Annotated in this window: 14 protein-coding genes and 1 pseudogene; 3 read left to right on the forward strand and 12 right to left on the reverse strand. The window is 60.9% G+C overall.

What is annotated here, in order from left to right; translation table 11 throughout:
* The first annotated feature begins 1,081 nt into the window (after positions 1-1,081).
* Genes AB4N82_RS29020 through AB4N82_RS29030 form a run of 3 tightly spaced genes read left to right on the forward strand, consistent with a single transcriptional unit; the run spans position 1,082 to position 5,134 of the window.
* Positions 1,082-1,540 (forward strand): (2Fe-2S)-binding protein, encoded by a 459-nt coding sequence (locus AB4N82_RS29020; protein WP_032885461.1) that lies wholly within the window; start codon positions 1,082-1,084, stop codon positions 1,538-1,540.
* Positions 1,540-3,777: a xanthine dehydrogenase family protein molybdopterin-binding subunit gene (locus AB4N82_RS29025; RefSeq protein WP_032885463.1), complete on the forward strand. Its 2,238-nt coding sequence runs from the start codon at positions 1,540-1,542 to the stop codon at positions 3,775-3,777. Before AB4N82_RS29020 ends, AB4N82_RS29025 begins: the two co-directional genes overlap by 1 nt.
* A 16-nt stretch (positions 3,778-3,793) precedes the next feature.
* Positions 3,794-5,134: a c-type cytochrome gene (locus AB4N82_RS29030; RefSeq protein ID WP_122681339.1), complete on the forward strand. Its 1,341-nt coding sequence runs from the start codon at positions 3,794-3,796 to the stop codon at positions 5,132-5,134.
* A 21-nt stretch (positions 5,135-5,155) separates the two neighbouring features.
* Here AB4N82_RS29030 and AB4N82_RS29035 read toward each other — a convergent pair whose 3' ends face one another.
* The 12 genes and pseudogenes from AB4N82_RS29035 to AB4N82_RS29090 all read right to left on the reverse strand — a co-directional run bounded on the left by AB4N82_RS29035 (position 5,156) and on the right by AB4N82_RS29090 (position 16,153).
* On the reverse strand, positions 5,156-5,779 hold the full coding sequence (locus tag AB4N82_RS29035) for a hypothetical protein (RefSeq protein ID WP_122764071.1): 624 nt from the start codon (positions 5,777-5,779) through the stop codon (positions 5,156-5,158).
* The gene (locus AB4N82_RS29040) at positions 5,779-6,477 is read right to left on the reverse strand and encodes a hypothetical protein (protein WP_032885466.1); all 699 of its coding nucleotides are present in this window, start codon (positions 6,475-6,477) and stop codon (positions 5,779-5,781) included. Before AB4N82_RS29040 ends, AB4N82_RS29035 begins: the two co-directional genes overlap by 1 nt.
* 53 nt (positions 6,478-6,530) lie before the next feature.
* Positions 6,531-7,292 (reverse strand): phosphate ABC transporter ATP-binding protein PstB, encoded by a 762-nt coding sequence (gene pstB / locus AB4N82_RS29045; RefSeq protein ID WP_050442813.1) that lies wholly within the window; start codon positions 7,290-7,292, stop codon positions 6,531-6,533.
* Positions 7,293-7,368: 76 nt separating this feature from the next.
* Positions 7,369-8,280, reverse strand: coding sequence for a phosphate ABC transporter permease PstA (pstA, locus tag AB4N82_RS29050; protein ID WP_032885467.1), 912 nt, complete (start codon positions 8,278-8,280; stop codon positions 7,369-7,371).
* The gene (pstC, locus tag AB4N82_RS29055) at positions 8,280-9,245 is read right to left on the reverse strand and encodes a phosphate ABC transporter permease subunit PstC (RefSeq protein ID WP_032885468.1); all 966 of its coding nucleotides are present in this window, start codon (positions 9,243-9,245) and stop codon (positions 8,280-8,282) included. Before pstC ends, pstA begins: the two co-directional genes overlap by 1 nt.
* A 74-nt stretch (positions 9,246-9,319) precedes the next feature.
* A complete protein-coding gene (gene pstS / locus AB4N82_RS29060; RefSeq protein ID WP_032885469.1) occupies positions 9,320-10,348 on the reverse strand; it encodes a phosphate ABC transporter substrate-binding protein PstS in 1,029 nt (342 codons plus the stop codon).
* A 128-nt stretch (positions 10,349-10,476) separates the two neighbouring features.
* A pseudogene (locus AB4N82_RS29065) lies at positions 10,477-10,766 on the reverse strand (YdcA family protein).
* A gap of 391 nt (positions 10,767-11,157) precedes the next feature.
* A complete protein-coding gene (locus tag AB4N82_RS29070) occupies positions 11,158-12,957 on the reverse strand; it encodes a glycosyl hydrolase family 28 protein (protein WP_122764070.1) in 1,800 nt (599 codons plus the stop codon).
* Between the two features lie 38 nt (positions 12,958-12,995).
* Positions 12,996-13,364, reverse strand: a complete 369-nt coding sequence (locus tag AB4N82_RS29075; RefSeq protein ID WP_099603323.1) for a 5-carboxymethyl-2-hydroxymuconate Delta-isomerase — start codon at positions 13,362-13,364, stop codon at positions 12,996-12,998.
* A gap of 60 nt (positions 13,365-13,424) precedes the next feature.
* Positions 13,425-14,336, reverse strand: a complete 912-nt coding sequence (gene kdgD, locus AB4N82_RS29080) for a 5-dehydro-4-deoxyglucarate dehydratase (RefSeq protein WP_032885472.1) — start codon at positions 14,334-14,336, stop codon at positions 13,425-13,427.
* A 189-nt stretch (positions 14,337-14,525) separates the two neighbouring features.
* Positions 14,526-15,302, reverse strand: a complete 777-nt coding sequence (locus AB4N82_RS29085; RefSeq protein ID WP_032885473.1) for an ABC transporter ATP-binding protein — start codon at positions 15,300-15,302, stop codon at positions 14,526-14,528.
* A gap of 11 nt (positions 15,303-15,313) precedes the next feature.
* Positions 15,314-16,153, reverse strand: a complete 840-nt coding sequence (locus AB4N82_RS29090) for an ABC transporter ATP-binding protein (protein WP_032885474.1) — start codon at positions 16,151-16,153, stop codon at positions 15,314-15,316.
* Positions 16,154-16,164: the final 11 nt, after the last annotated feature.

The raw sequence follows: 16,164 nt of genomic DNA on the forward strand, positions 1-16,164 counted from the left end.
TGGTGAACGGGTGTCCTGTGGTGAGCGGGCTTGCCCCGCGCTGGGCTGCGAAGCGGCCCCCATCAAGAACACCGCATTTCTTCCGGTAAATCTCGGTGGTAGTTTTGGGGCTGCTCCGCAGCCCAGCGCGGGGCAAGCCCGCTCACCACAAAAAAAACTGTGCACCACAGAAAACCTCACAACTACAAAAAGACGGTGCACCACAGAAAACCTGATCATCACAGTGGTCATCACAACCACGGTAAATATGGGTTGTTATAACTGGTGAACAGGCTGTCTATGGTGAGTGGATTTGTTGTGGTGAACAGGCTGTCTATGGTGAGTGGATTTGTTGTGGTGAACGGGTGTCCTGTGGTGAGGGGGGGGGGGGGCGGGCTTGCCCCGCGCTGGGCTGCGAAGCGGCCCCATCAAGAACACCGCATTTATTCCGGTAAATCTCAGCGGCAGTTTTGGGGCTGCTCCGCAGCCCAGCGCGGGCAAGCCCGCTCACCACAAAAAGACCGCGCACCACAGAAACCCTCACAACCACAAAAAGACGGTGCACCACAGAAAGCCTGGTCATCACAGAGGTCCTGCCAACCACGGTAAATATGGGTTGTTATGCCTGGTGAACAGGCTGTCTATGGTGAGTGGATTTGTTGTGGTGAACGGGTGCCCTGTGGTGAGCGGGCTTGCCCCGCGCTGGGCTGCGAAGCGGCCCCATCAAGAACACCGCATTTCTTCCGGTAAATCTCGGTGGCAGTTTTGGGGCTGCTCCGCAGCCCAGCGCGGGGCAAGCCCGCTCACCACAAAAAGACCGCGCACCACAGAAACCCTAACGACCACAAAAAGACTGTGCATCACAGAAACCTGTTCATGACAGAAAGCCTGATCACCACGCAAAGGCCAGACTCCACCACCGGGCTTCACCGCTGTCAGTCACCCAATCCTGTTGAATCCTTGCCTGATCCTCTGAATATGGCGGCCAGCAGATAGATACCCCTTGCGCGGTGGTCTAGAGTTCGACGATGGGCGACTTCTCGTCGCACCACTCCTATAAGAAATCAGCACCACCAACCGATGATCAGCAGGTGAGCCAGCCATGGAATTACGTATCAACCAAAAGGCCTATCAGGTCGAGGCCGAAGCCGACACGCCATTGCTGTGGGTAATCCGCGACAATCTGGGCATGACCGGTACCAAATACGGCTGCGGCCTGGCCCAATGCGGCGCCTGCTCGGTGCTGGTGGACGGCAATGTAGTGCGTTCGTGCGTCACCCCGGTAGCCGGGGTCGTTGGCCGCGAGATCACCACCATCGAAGCCATCGAAGCCGATGACGTGGGCAAACGTGTCGTGAGTGCCTGGGTCGAGCACCAGGTAGCGCAGTGCGGTTACTGCCAGTCCGGACAAGTGATGGCAGCCACCGCGCTGCTCAAGCACACCCCCGCTCCCACCAAAGAGCAGATCGACGCAGCGATGGTCAACCTGTGCCGCTGCGGTACCTACAACGCCATCCATACCGCCATGTACGACCTGGCCGCCGGGAAGGAGACTGCCTGATGAATATGCCAGGACTCATCCCCGGCCTCTCCCTGGACGAGCCAGTTAACCTGTCCCGCCGACGCTTCCTGGCCAGTACGGCCGTGGGGGCGCTGGTCATCGGTTTCGGCCTGCCGCTCGGCTCGGGCCGGGTGCAGGCTGCCACCGGCGCGACAACAGAACGTGGCACCCAAGTGCCGGCCTTTCTGGAGATTCGCCCGGACGGCACTGTTCGCCTGCTCAGCCCCTTTATGGAGGGCGGTCAGGGCACCCACACCGCCATGGCGCAGATTGTCGGCGAAGAACTCGACGCCGACCCGGCCACGTTCATCGTTGAAGCCGCGCCGCCCGGTGAGGCTTATGTGGTGATGGACAACGGTATGCGCATCACCGGCGGCAGCATGTCGGTGCGCATGAGCTATCCGACCATGCGTCGCCTGGGCGCCCTCGCACGCGCCATGCTGCTGCAGGCCGGCGCCGAGCAGCTCGGTGTGCCAGTGGCCCAATTGACCACCCAACCCGGCCGCGTGGTTCACGCTGCGTCCGGTCGTTCCCTGGGCTATGGCGAGTTGGCTAGCCGCGCCCTGGACATGCCGGTGCCTGATGCCGCGAGCATTACCCTGCGCGACCCGAGTCAATTCCGCTGGATAGGTAAACCGGTCAAGCGTGTGGACGCCTACGACAAATCCACCGGCAAGGCGCTGTACAGCATCGACCTGAAAGTCGACGACATGCTCCACGCCGCTGTGCAACACGCGCCGCGCCTGGGCATGACCGTGGGCAGCCTGCGTAACCAGGCGCAGGTCGAAGCCATGCCAGGCGTGCACTCGGTGCATCAACTGCCTGGCGCAGTGGCGGTCGTCGCCGAACGCTGGTGGCATGCCAAGCGCGCGGTAGAAGCCATCCAGGTCGACTGGTTGGAAGCGGCCGCTGACGCCAAAGTCCGCGCGATGCCCGCCGACTTTTCCAGCGATGGCTTCCGCGATTTCCTCGCCACCCAGCAAGGCCCGGCCCGTGACGATGAAAACGAAGGCGATGTGGCCGGCGCACTGAAAAACGCCAAGACCCAGATCGAGGCCACCTACCACAACCAGTACGTCAATCACGCCCAGTTGGAGCCGCCTTCAGCCCTGGCGCGTTTCAACCCCGACGGTTCCCTGGACATCTGGCTGCCCAACCAGGCGCCGGACATGTTCCGCGCTGACATCGCCAAGCGCACCGGCCTAGCGCCTGAACAAATCAATCTGCACTCACCGCTACTGGGCGGTTTTTTTGGCCGGCATTTCCTCTATGACTCGGCCAGCCCTTACCCGCAGGCCATTGCGCTGGCCAAGGCGGTGGGCCGACCGGTCAAGCTGATCTGGAGCCGTGAAGAAGAGTTCCTGCGCGATGTACTGCGCCCGGTTGCGGTGGTCAAGTTCCGCGCCGCGCTGGATGCCGACGGCCTGCCCGTTGCCATCGAAGCCGTCAGCGCCACCGAAGGCCCCAGCGAAGCCATCGCCGGCAAACAGGGCGAAAAACTCGACCCCACGGCCCTCGAAGGCCTGACCGGCAAGAGCTACGCCATCCCCAACAAACGCATCGCACAGATCTATGTCAAAGGCCCGGCCATGCTCGGCTACTGGCGGTCGGTGGGTAACTCGCTCAATGACTTCTTCTACGAAGCGTTCCTCGATGAACTGGCCGACCAAGGCAAACGCGACCCGTATGAGTTGCGCCTGCATTTGCTGCGGGACAACCCGCGGTTGACGACCTTGCTCAAAGCGGTGGCCGAGTTGTCCGGCGGCTGGAAGCGTGGCCCTTACACCGCCGAAGACGGCACGCGACGAGCGCGTGGCGTGGCCATGGCCTCGCCGTTCGGTTCTCATGCGGCGGTGATCGCCGAGGTGTCGATTGAACACGGCCAGGTCAAGGTGCACCACATCTGGGAAGCCATCGACCCTGGCAGCATCGTCAACCCGGCGATTGTCGAAGCGCAGGTCAACGGCGCGGTAGCCCTGGGCTTATCGCAGACTTTGCTGGAGGAAGCGGTGTACGTGGACGGCAAGCCACGGGCGCGCAATTACGACCTTTACCCGATCCTGCCGCCGTCACGCATGGCGCAGGTGCACGTAAAGATCATCGAGAGTGGTGAAAAGATGGGCGGCATCGGTGAGCCTCCGCTCCCCGCTGTGGCGCCGGCCGTGGTCAACGCGGTGGCGCAATTGACCGGCCAGCGTGTTCGCAGCCTGCCATTAAGCCGACACACCTTCAGCTAACCGAGCGAGACCGCCCATGAACAACCGTCGATTCGCAAGAACCGTAGGCTGGCTCGCGCTGCCCTGCGTCATCGCCGCCGGCCTGATGGCCTGGTATGTCACCCGCCAACCGGCCACACCGTTTGAACCGGCACAGGCCGCCAGTTTCGACCCGGCCCTGGTCAGTCGCGGCGAGTACGTCGCCCGCCTCAGCGACTGCGTGGCCTGCCACAGTCTGCCCGACAAGGCACCGTTCGCCGGTGGCCTGGAAATGGCCACGCCGCTGGGTGCAATTCACGCCACCAACATCACCCCGGACCGTACCCACGGGATCGGCACTTACAGCCTCGCCGACTTCGACCGAGCGGTACGCCACGGCGTGGCACCGGGCGGCCGACGGTTGTACCCGGCCATGCCCTACCCGTCGTATGCCAAGCTCAGCGACGACGATATACAGGCGATGTACGCGTTTTTCATGAAAGGCGTGCAACCGGCCAACCAGCCGAATATCCCCAGCGATATTCCCTGGCCGCTGAATATGCGCTGGCCCATCGCACTGTGGAACGGCCTGTTCGCACCCACGGCCACCTACGCCGCCAACCCCAACCAGGACGCGCTGTGGAATCGCGGCGCCTACATCGTCCAAGGGCCTGGCCACTGCGGCAGTTGTCACACGCCGCGTGGTCTGGCCTTCAACGAAAAGGCCCTGGATGACTCCGGCAAGCCGTTTCTCGCTGGCGCCCTGCTCGATGGCTGGTACGCCCCCAGCTTGCGCCAGGACCCCAACAGCGGTTTGGGCCGCTGGAGCGAGCCTGAGATCGTGCAGTTCCTCAAGACCGGCCGCAACCAGCACGCGGTGGTCTACGGCTCGATGACCGAAGCGTTCAACAACTCCACCCAGTTCATGGCCGACGACGACCTGGCGGCCATCGCCCGCTACCTCAAGTCGCTGCCCGGCGACCCGCAGCGCGACGGCACGCCCTGGCAGTACGTGACCGCCGACGCGCGCCCGGACGCACCCGGCGCCCACACCTACGCAACCCGCTGTGCCTCGTGCCACGGCGCTGATGGCAAAGGCCAGCCCGAGTGGATGCCGCCCCTGGCCGGCGCCACCTCGGCGCTGGTCAAGGAGACGGCGTCAGCGATCAACATCACCCTCAATGGCGCACAACGCGTGGTCGCCGCTGGCGTGCCGGATGCGTATCGCATGCCGGCGTTTCGTGAACAGTTGTCTGATCAGGAAATCGCCGACGTGCTGACGTATGTGCGCGGTACTTGGGGTAATCAGGGTGGCGCGGTGGACGCCAAGGCGGTGGGTAAACTGCGTGGGCATACGGACCCTGCGAGCAGCAGTCCGATTATTTTGCATATGCGTTGAGGCGGACCAACCCTCGGATTTTCAGAGCGCCTCAGGCAGAAAAAACCTGCGCGCGCTCTGTGTTGTTGGTGCGTGCCTGAGGGGTTGCTGACGGGCGAGTTGCGCCTGAACCTGCGCGACGGCCTCCAACACCCGCTGCGCCCAGTGCTCGTCCTGAGGGTCCACCACCACCACGCGAAAACCGTGGTCATGGCCTTCAATGCGCACACCTTCGGAGTCATCCACATGCAGGTCGATGTCGAAGGCCGGTGGGAATTTCGACGGTGAATTCGACAGCCCGTGCGCCGTCAGTGCCTGGTTATGCAGCACGCTGTTGACCACGCCGTCGACGCGGATGCCGTACAGCATCAGCCACCGTCGGATATAGGACGGCGTGCGACCGGACGAGGTATAGACCCAGATGCTGCAGCCCTGGCGGCGTAGTTCGCGGGTCAGGGAGCGCGTGCCGATTCGCAGCGGTTCACCCAGCCAACGGTGCACGCAGGCCGGCAGCCGGCTCGGCTCGACGTCGCAGTGGTGGAGCTGGCAGGCCAGGGTGTCGTCTATGTCGAACGAAATGCGGATGCGCGGGCGCTTAAGCAGTTGCATCGGGAGAAGGCGCTGGAGGGCCTGCCCTGCCCTGGCGAACAGGAGAGAACCGCTCATCAATGGCCCCCTTGATAGACGGGCACGGGCTGGTCCTTAAGAAAAAACTTCATTGGATCCGGTGCCTGTTCTTCGAGGAAGGCTGCGTATTTTTTCTTGATCTTGGGCAATTCGTACAACGCCTTGACGCCATGTTTGGCTGAGTTGCGGATGACTGATGAGGGGTTGAAGTAGCCTTCGGCGTTCTCCAGCGACAGCACGAACGGCGGCAACCCTGCACGCATCAGCAAATAGCTGACAATCAGCGAGCCGCTGCGGTTGTTGCCTTCGATGAACAACTGCGGCTTGCTGAGGATGCGTACGTACACCCCGGCTGCACGCTTCCAGACCGACTCACTGCGGTACGCGCAGTACCAGTTGTACAAGTCCTTGATGCCGCCCTCGACGTTGTTGAAGAAGTGTTCTTCGGTCGCCGCCAGGTGCTGGGCGTATTCCAGTCGGCGGGTCGGGTCGCTGCCACAGAGTACGGTGGCGTTGATCTCCAGCATCAGGTTCAGTTGCTGAAGGTCAAACAGGTCGACGCCCCGCGCCACGTAGTCGTCAATCAGCGCATAGCCTTCAAGCACGTTATGCAGCACTTCGTCAGTCAACGGATCGCGCGGCTCGGTAAAGTCCCGACTGAGCTCGGCAAAGCGCTGCTGTACCTCACGCAGTGCACGTTCAATCGCGGGCAAATCAAGGCGTCGTGTTGCTGGCATTGGCATTCCTATAAACAGGTGAAAATGCGCGAGCGTCCGAGCTCGCGCAGGGTTCAGCTGAACTTACCGGTGATGTAGTCACCGGTCATTTGCTCGCGCGGGTTCTGGAAAATCTGCTCCGTAGGGCCCATCTCAACCAGATAGCCGGTACGCGTGCCTTGGGAAATATCCACCGAGAAAAACGCCGTGGTGTCAGCCACACGAATGGCTTGCTGCATGTTGTGGGTCACCAGGGCAATGGTGTAGTCCTTCTTCAGCTCAACCATCAACTCCTCGACACGGCGCGTGGCAATCGGGTCGAGTGCCGAGCAGGGCTCATCGAGCAACAGCACTTCTGGCTCGGTGGCGATGGCACGGGCGATACACAGGCGTTGCTGCTGACCACCGGACAGCGACAGGCCGCTGACCTTGAGTTTGTCCTTGACCTCATCCCACAACGCCGCACCTTGCAGGGCGTGTTTGACGCGGTCGCCCAGGTCGCCTTTGTAGCGGTTCAGGCGCAGGCCGAAAGCGACGTTGTCGAAGATGCTCATCGAGAACGGGTTCGGCTGCTGGAACACCATGCCGATATAGCGGCGCACGACCACTGGATCCACGCCCTTGCCGTAGACGTCCTGCCCGAGGAAGTGCACGTGGCCCTCAAAGCGGAAACCTTTGACCAGGTCGTTCATGCGGTTGAGGCTACGCAACACGGTACTTTTGCCGCAGCCGGAAGGACCGATGAAGCCAGTGATCTTGTTCTTTTCGATCGGCACATGGCTGTCACGTACGGCCAGGAAGTTGCCGTAGAAGATCTTATCCAGCTTGCAGTCCATGACCACAGGCGCCTGGGTGACAAACGGAGCGGCTATTTGCGCAGTTGAGACGTTCAAGATTCAGATGCTCCCGTTTTCAATACTTTGGCTTGCCGAAAATACGGCTCACGATATTCACGACCAGCACGATCATTACCAGTACCAGCGACGCCGCCCAGGCGAGTTCAAGCTGGTTGTCGAAGGGCATGCCGGAGAAGTTGTAAATCAGCACGGCCAGCGAGGCCGTCGGGTTCATCACCGCCAGGCTGCCGTCGTGGTAGATCCAGTAGTTGCTGAACAGTGCGGTAAACAACAGCGGCGCGGTTTCGCCTGCGGCGCGAGCCACGGCAAGCATCACGCCGGTGAGGATTGCCGGCAGGCCGGTGGGCAGGACGATTTTCCAGATCACTTGGGAGCGGGTGCAGCCCATGCCGTAGGCGGCGTCCTTCATGATCTTGGGCACCATGCGCATCGATTCTTCAGCAGTCAGGACCACGATCGGCAGCATCAGTACCGCCAGTGCCACACCACCGGCCGGAGCCGAGTAGGTGCCGGTGGTCATGACCACCAAGGCGTAGGCGAATACACCGGCCAGGATGGAAGGCAGGCCGGTGAGCATCTTCGCGGCAAAACGCGCGGCGTTCGCCAGCTTGCTGTCTGGGCCCAGTTCGGCGAGGAAGATCGCCGCCATGATGCCGACCGGCACGGCGATGGCAGCGGCGATGCCGACCATCACGAAGGTACCGGCCATTGCGTTGCCGAAACCACCGCCGGTCTCGAAACCAGTCGGCGGCAGCTCGGTGAACACTTCAAGGCTCAGGCGCGCGCCGCCGCGCATGATCAGCATGTAGAGCACGGAAATCAGCGGCACGCTGGCCAGTAGCGCGCCTGTCCAGACCAGGGTGGTCAATACCAGGCTGCGCAGGGCGCGGCCTTCAAACCGGCGCTGCAGGCTGGGCATCGCGCCGGCGGGGGACGTCAGGTCGGTTGCTGCAGTGAGATCAGTCATCACTTATTACCCCGTTGGGCGTACATCATGATCATGGAGCCGAAGATGTTGACGATCAGCGTGATCAACATCAGCACCAGTGCGGCGTACATCAGCACCTCGATCTCGTTCGGCCCGGCTTCCGGGAAGTTCAGCGCCAGCAAGGCCGCCAGGGTGTTGGCCGGTGCGAACAGCGACAGAGAGATGTTGTTGGCATTGCCCACCAGCATGGCCAGGGCCATGGTTTCACCGAGTGCGCGGCCCAGGCCCAGCACCAGGGAGCCGAAGATGCCGGTAGCGGCGGACGGCACCATCACCTTGAGAATCGCTTCCCAGTGAGTGGTGCCCATACCGTAGGCCGCTTGCTTGGTTTTCATCGGCACGGCGGTGAGGGCGTCCTGGGACACGGCAGCGATGGTCGGCAGAATCATGATCGCCAACACCAGCGCGGCCGGGAGCAGCCCCGGACCGCTCAACGAGGTGCCGAAAAAAGGGATCCAGCCGAGTTCGGTGTTCAACCAAGCGGTCAAAGGCCGGATCGCCGGAATCACCACGTAAATGCCCCACAGGCCATAAACGACGCTGGGAATGGCCGCGAGCAGTTCGACGATGGTGCGAAACACCGCCGCCAGCTTCGCCGGCAAAAAATCTTGGGTAAGGAAAATCGCCATGCTGACGCCGAAAACACCTGCGATCAGTAACGCGATGAAGGCACTGTAAAGCGTGCCCCAGATGGCCGGCAGAATGCCGTACTTGCCTTGGTTAACGTCCCAGACGCTTCCGAAAATCACATCAAAACCGTGCTTTTCCATGCCTGGAAGGGCCTTGCGCCCGACTTCAAACACCAGGGCAAACACCAACGCCAGCACCAGAACCACACCTATCCGCGCAAGCGCACGGAAGGTGCGATCAACCAGGAAGTCCTTCGTAGAAGGTGGCTGGCAGGCAGAGTCCGGGTTACCCGGTACGACAAAAGGTGTGTTCATTGGCTAATTCCGGAACAGGGGGGTAACTCTCCCGGCAAGGCTGACAGCACCCGCCGAGAGAGGCCTCACGGGCGTTACTGGATGTTGGCGGACGCTTTGCGAACCTGATCGACTACCGATGGCGGCAGTGGGATATAGCCCATCGAATCAGCGATTTTCTGGCCTTCGGTCAGGCTGTATTCGACCATTTCACGCATGGCCTTGGCCTTGGCCGGGTTGCCGTTGTCTTTGCGGAAGATCATCCAGGTGTAGGAGGTGATCGGGTAGGACTTGGCACCGTCCGGATCCGGCAGCCAGGCCACCAGGCTTTCCGGCATCTTCACCGCTGCCAGTGCTTCGGCACCGCTTTCGGCGTTAGGAACCACGTACTTGCCGGCCTTGTTTTGCAGCTGGGCAAAGTCAACCTTGGCCAATTTGGCGAAGCCGTATTCGATGTAGCCAATCGCGCCTGGGGTCTGGCGTACGGTGGCGGTCACACCATCGTTCTTCGGCGATTTGATGAATTTGTCGCTGGAAGGCCAGTTGACGGTGTTGCCTTCACCCAAGTCCTTTTGGAACTGTGGGTTGATGGCCGCCAAGTGCTTGGTGAAGACGGCAGTGGTACCGCTGGAGTCTGCACGCACGACCACAGTGATCGGCATATCCGGCAGTTTCAGGCCAGGGTTGGCAGCGACGATCTGCGGATCGTTCCACTTGGTGATCTTGCCCAGGAAGATGTTGGAGTACACATCGCGTGGCAACTTCAGCTCTTTAGGATTGCCTGGCAGGTTGAACGCCAGCACGATTTCGCCCGCGGTCATCGGCAGCAACTGCACGCCTTCGGCGACCTTGGCAATGTCTTCATCTTTCATGGCCGAGTCACTGGCGGCGAAGTCCACGGTTTTGTTCAGGAAGTCCTGAACACCCGCCCCGCTCCCCTTGGATTGGTAGTCAACCGTGACGCCATCGGTCTTTTTGCTGAAATCCTTGAACCAGGTGAGATAGATCGGCGCTGGGAAACTGGCGCCAGAACCTGTCAGACGGACGTTTTCGGCGGCAAATACCGAGGTGGCACTTAGAGAAACCGCAACGGCGAGTGCAGCAGACTTCATCAGACGTTTCATTCAGGGAAATCCTTGTGATTACGGGCTCCCGGAACTCTGCATCAGCATTGTTACGCTTTTATGAAAATTGAATGGCAAGCCGCTATTTTGTCCCCCTTTTGCGCCACAGCTACGCATTTCGCTGTTGTTTAGTGGCGCCGGTAACCCTTTTTTGCCCGGAAGGCGTAAGGCAAAACACCCCGCCCCGTGGCCCGGTACAGTACGCACCGCTACCGCAGCTGCAACTCTGCGAGCGACCTTGCAGCGGCTGCACGGCGGGGCGTGCCAGGCGGTTGCCCGTGTAGGCGGTGCAACTTTTTTTAGAGGCGCTTATGGAGCCGTCGTTGCACAGGAATACATCCCCATCACAACCGGCGATACCTCCTTTACGACCTGAACACGGCGTATTGGCCGCCAGGACGGACAGGCTCGACAGCATCAAAATAAAGCCCAGGACAAGTACGCGGATAAGGCCAGGAGACATTAGGAATACTCGAAATAAGTGGCCCAATGCTATCAATCTTTGAGCACAGCCGCTGGCGATTAACGCAGCTTTCTCATGCATGCAGCCGAGCTTCGTTCTTCGTCTCCCGCGCGCCAAAGCCTGAGCAAAGCGAGGTCTATCTGATCTACGGAAATCAAAATGTGGGAGGGGGCTTGCCCCCGATGAGTGAGTGTCAGCTAATCATCGGTGACTGACACACTGCCATCGGGGGCAAGCCCCCTCCACATTTGGACGGAGTTCGACTTAAGAAACCGGTCGGCGCCAAGGCCACCGCGCTCTGGCTTTTGATCCGCAGTGGCACCGTTGCCCACACTGCTACGTACGTTTAGGGCGTCGGCTCCACGTCCTTGAACACCAGTCCCTGGCTACCACTCACCTGCCACGGATTGCCACCACCGGTCTGACTGAACACCACACGCTCGAAGCGTGAATCTTTCAGCCCATCAATACGCGCCTTGGCCGCGCCGCTGAAGCGCACACGCTCGAACACCAACCCCTGATGATAGGCATTATGCGCGGCATCGCCCTTGACCTCGATCGCCGCGCCCTGGGCATTTTCCACACTGACGTCACTCACACGGATGTCCCTGAACTGCCCGGCAATCGTGGAGCGCTGATAATCGAGTTTGGCGTTCGGGTCGTTGTAGTCGAGGGTGAAGATGAACGCCTGCTTGACCGTGTTGCGAATCGCCGAATCACGGAAGATAACGTTGCGCGCGCCGCCGCCCATGAAGTTGGTGCTCTTCATACGCAACCCGGCATCAGTGCCGTCGGAGACGTTGTCTTCAGCCAGGATGTTCTGGATCCACGCACCGGTATGACTGCCGGCCACCACCATGCCGTGGCCCTTGCGGAAGTAGTTGTTGAAAATCCACGCGTCTTCCTGGGGCGGCTGGTGCACGGCATTCGCACCGGTGCCGGCGGCGAAGTTGACGCAGTCGTCGCCGGTGTCGAAGAAGTTGTTGAAGACCATCGCGCCCTTGCTGTTGGCAAACTCGATGCCGTCGCCGTTGTTGGCGTCGTAGGTCTTGTGGGTGGTGTTGGCCAGCACCACGTTTTCGGTCTCCAGGTTCATGATGCCGTGGAACGCCGGGTTCACCACGGTGAAGCCGCCGTAGAACACGTTCTTGACGTTACGCAGGGTGATCAGCGAGGAGCGCATTTGCCCATACGCGTCCTTCACATTCATGCCGCGAGCGACGGCTTGCTCCACCTGGGCCTTGGCAAGCAGGCCGTCCTGGGCATAGCGGGTGTTGTCGCTGGGCAGGTAAAACGGCAGTGCCTGGCCACGCTCATCGACGACATCGGCGTTGCGCTTCCAGCCATTGCCGTCGAGGGTTCCCTTACCGACGATGCGGATGTTTTCAAATGACTGATGCTGGCGCGGATCGCGGGGCAACGCGTTGATCAGCGAGGCCGGGCGTACGGTGGTGGAATACGGGTATTGGATGTAACCAGCCAACGGGTAATCTTCGGCGCGCTCTGAGCCGAGCAGGGTCGCCCCTTCGGCGATCTCCAGGGTCATGTTGCTCTTGAGGTAGAGCGCACCGCTTTTGTAGGTGCCTTTAGGCAGCAGGACTTTGCAGCCTGGGGTGCAGGCATCAATGGCGCTCTGGATTGCCAGGGTATCGAGTTGATTGCCATCGCCCTTGGCGCCGTACTTTTTCACGTCAAACAGGGCCGCGACCTTGGTGGTGCGTTGCTGCACGGGGGCACTGTCTGCCGACTCCTTGCCGTTGCCATCCACCGAACGCACGGTGAAACGGTAGGCCGTGTCGGGCTTCAGGCCTTGGGCGGTGTAGCTGTGAATGCCGATGCGATGGTGGAAATTGGCCGTGTCCTGGCGGTAGAACTGGTCGATGTAGGGCTTGGCCGGTGACACCTGATCGTTGTTGGCGTTGGCACTGCCCAGCAAGGTGCCGTTGGCGTACACCCGGTAATCCTTGATGCCGGCATGATCAGCGGGTTTTTCCCAGACCAGGATGATGTGCTGGTCGTCATAAGCCAGGGTCGGGACTTGCACTTTCGACGGTGCCTGCAGCGCCCAGGACAGCGGGCTGCAACCCAGGGCGATGAAGGCCAGTGCGCAACGCGCTGAGGATTTTTGCGAGGGTTGATACGGCATGTTGTTCTCCTTGTTTTTGCCGGTATTAACGTTGAGGGCTACATCGGTCGCCCGGACTCTTCGAGGTATTGGCTGCGGTTGATGAAGGTTTCTCGGGGCATTTCGCGCACGTCCATGGACAGTGCTTCGACCTGTGGCAGCAATTCAACCAGGGCGGCGAGTGTCGCCGAGGCGAGGCTGCGTTGTTGTTCGGCCGTGCGCCCCGCGAACAGATACAGGGCCACGTGCACGAAGTCGTCTTGAGTGGTGCCGCAGCGATAATGGGTGAAGCCGTTGAGGCGCACTTTAATGTCGCCGGGTTTGAACACGCCGAACCCGTCGAGGGCGTCATGCACGGTGGCGAGCAGACGTTGTTCGCCGACGCGCTGGGCCAGGGTCGCGGGGCAGTCGATGATGCAATGGGGCATGGTGGACTCCTTGCAGGCAGACCGGACAGCGGCGCCATCAGGGCGCCGCCGACCAAGGTTTTATTGAGCGCCGAGGGACTTGATCAGCACCGCCAGTTGCTCCACTTCATCGGGCAGCAGATCGGTCAGTGGCGCGCGTACCGGGCCGGCGTCGTGGCCAACCAGGCGAGCACCGGCCTTGACGATGCTCACGCCATAGCCTTCACAGCGGTTACGAATCGCCAGGTACGGCAGGAAGAAATCATCGATCAAACGGCCTACGGTGGCGTGGTCGTCGGCGGCCACGGCGCGGTAGAAGTCCATCGCGGTTTTCGGGATGAAGTTGAACACCGCCGAGGAGTAAACCGGCACGCCGAGGGCTTTGTAGGCGGCGGCATAGACTTCGGCAGTCGGCAGACCACCGAGGTAGGTCAGGCGGTCGCCCAGGCGACGGCGGATGCTGACCATGGATTCGACTTCACCAATGCCGTCCTTGAAACCAATCAGGTTCGGGCAGCGTTCGGCCAGTTGTTCCAGGCTGTCGGCGTTGAGGCGACACAGGTTGCGGTTGTACACCACCACACCGAAATCCACCGAGTTGCACACCTGCTCAACATGGGCCACCAACCCTTTCTGGCTGGCTTCGGTGAGGTAATGAGGCATCAGCAAGATGCCGGCAGCGCCCAAGCGCTCAGCTTCTTGGGCGTAGGCAATCGCTTGGCGCGTAGGGCCACCGGCACCGGCGAGGATCGGCACCTGGCCTTTGCAAGTGTCCACGGCGGTCTTGATGATCTGCGTGTATTCCTTGGGCTCCAGAGAGAAGAACTCCCCGGTACCCCCTGCCGCGAACAGCGCACTGGCGCCGTAAGGTGCCAGCCATTCCAGGCGGCGTGCGTAGGTGTCGGCGCGGAAGTCGCCAGCGGCATCAAAGTCGGTAACCGGGAAGGAGAGCAAGCCGGAAGACAGGACTGTTTTTAGTTCTTGTGGCGTCATGTTCACAAACCTTTGTTCGAAATTTGGATGGAATACCTTAAGAGGTAAGTCATCGTACAACTACAAAAATAGTAAAGCTACCCTATAAGTGCCTATCTTGAGAAAACTGCCATTTAACCCAATGAAATAGATACCTATCTAAAAAATAACATCAATCGAGAAAAGCCATGTTGTACGATGACTAAACGTTTATCCCACACGCCGCCGCTCAGACTCCTGACTGAAGTCGCGGCTGGCCTGCACCAGCATGCGCGTGTAATCGTGCGCCGCCTGATCCTGGCTCAGGGCCTGGCAGTCGAGCAATTCCACGATCTTGCCGTGCTGCATCACCGCCACCCGATCGCACAAGTGAGTGACTACACCCAGGTCATGGGTGACCAGTAGGTAGGTGAGTTTCTCGCGCTGGCGCAGGTCCGCCAGCAGGTTGAGGATCTCGGCCTGGACCGAGACATCCAGCGCCGAGGTCGGCTCATCCAGCAGCAGTACCCGCGGCTCCAGAATCAAAGCGCGCGCGATCGCCACACGCTGGCGCTGGCCGCCGGAGAGCTGGTGCGGATAGCGAAAGCGAAAACTGTCGTTCAGGCCGACCTTGAGCAGGATCTCGTTGATGCGGTCGTCCTTGTCCCCTACCCCATGGATAATCAGCGGCTCACGCAACGCCGTGTCGATGGTGTGCCTGGGATGCAGCGAGCCGTAGGGGTCCTGGAAGACCATCTGCACTTTGCGAAAATGCTCCTTGGGAATCTTGTGCTGCAGCGGCGCGCCAGCAATGCTCAGCTCGCCACTCCAATGCCGGTATTGCCCGGCCAGGCAGCGCAGTACGGTGGTCTTGCCCGAACCGGACTCCCCCACCAGACCGAACGATTCACCGTCGGCGACACTCAGGCTTACATCGTGCAGCACTTGGTTGATGGCAGCGCCTGTGCCGAAGCTCAGGTTCAAGGCGTGCGCTTGGATCATGGGCATGGTCAGGTTCCTTATTGAGTCAGCCAGAGAGGATCGCGCTTGAGCACCGGCAAGTGCACGCGGCGGTTGTCCATGCTCGGCAGCGCGGCCAGCAAGCCACGGGTATAGGGATGTTCGGCGTACTGCAGGTCGCAGGCGGCCAGGGATTCGACGACGCGCCCGGCGTACATCACCAGCACGCGGTCGCAGTAGTTGCGCACCAGGTTGAGGTCGTGACTGACGAAGATCAGCCCCATCTGCTGCTGGTCCACCAACTCTTCCAGCACGTTGAGCACTTGCTGGCGCACCGAGACATCCAGCGCCGAGGTGGGCTCGTCGGCGATGATCACTTCCGGACGGGTGATCACCATCATCGCGATCATGATGCGCTGCCCCATGCCGCCGGAGACTTCATGGGGATACAGGTTATAGACGCGCTGCGGGTCGCGGATATGCACCTGCTCCAGCATTTGCAACACGCGCTCTCGCGCATCACTGCGGCTGGCCTTGTGGTGGGCCAGGTAGGCTTCGGCGATCTGATCGCCGACCTTGACCACCGGGTTCAGCGAGTACTTGGGGTCTTGCATGATCATCGAGATGCGCTGGCCGCGGATCTTCTGCATGGCTTTTTCACTGGCCGACAACAGGTCGACCTCGCCAAACGCCATGGCCTTGGCGGTGATTTTGGCGCTGGGCGGATGCAGCTTCAGCAGGCTGCGACCCACGGTGGATTTGCCGGAGCCGGACTCACCGACAATCGCGAGTTTTTCCCGGCCCAAGGTAAAGGACACATCGCGCACGGCGTGGGTTTCTTTCTGGCCACTGACGAAGCGCACGTTAAGCCCTTCGACATTCAGTTTGATGGCGGACATCAGGTGTTCCT

Source organism: Pseudomonas sp. H1_D04 (assembly GCF_054683855.1).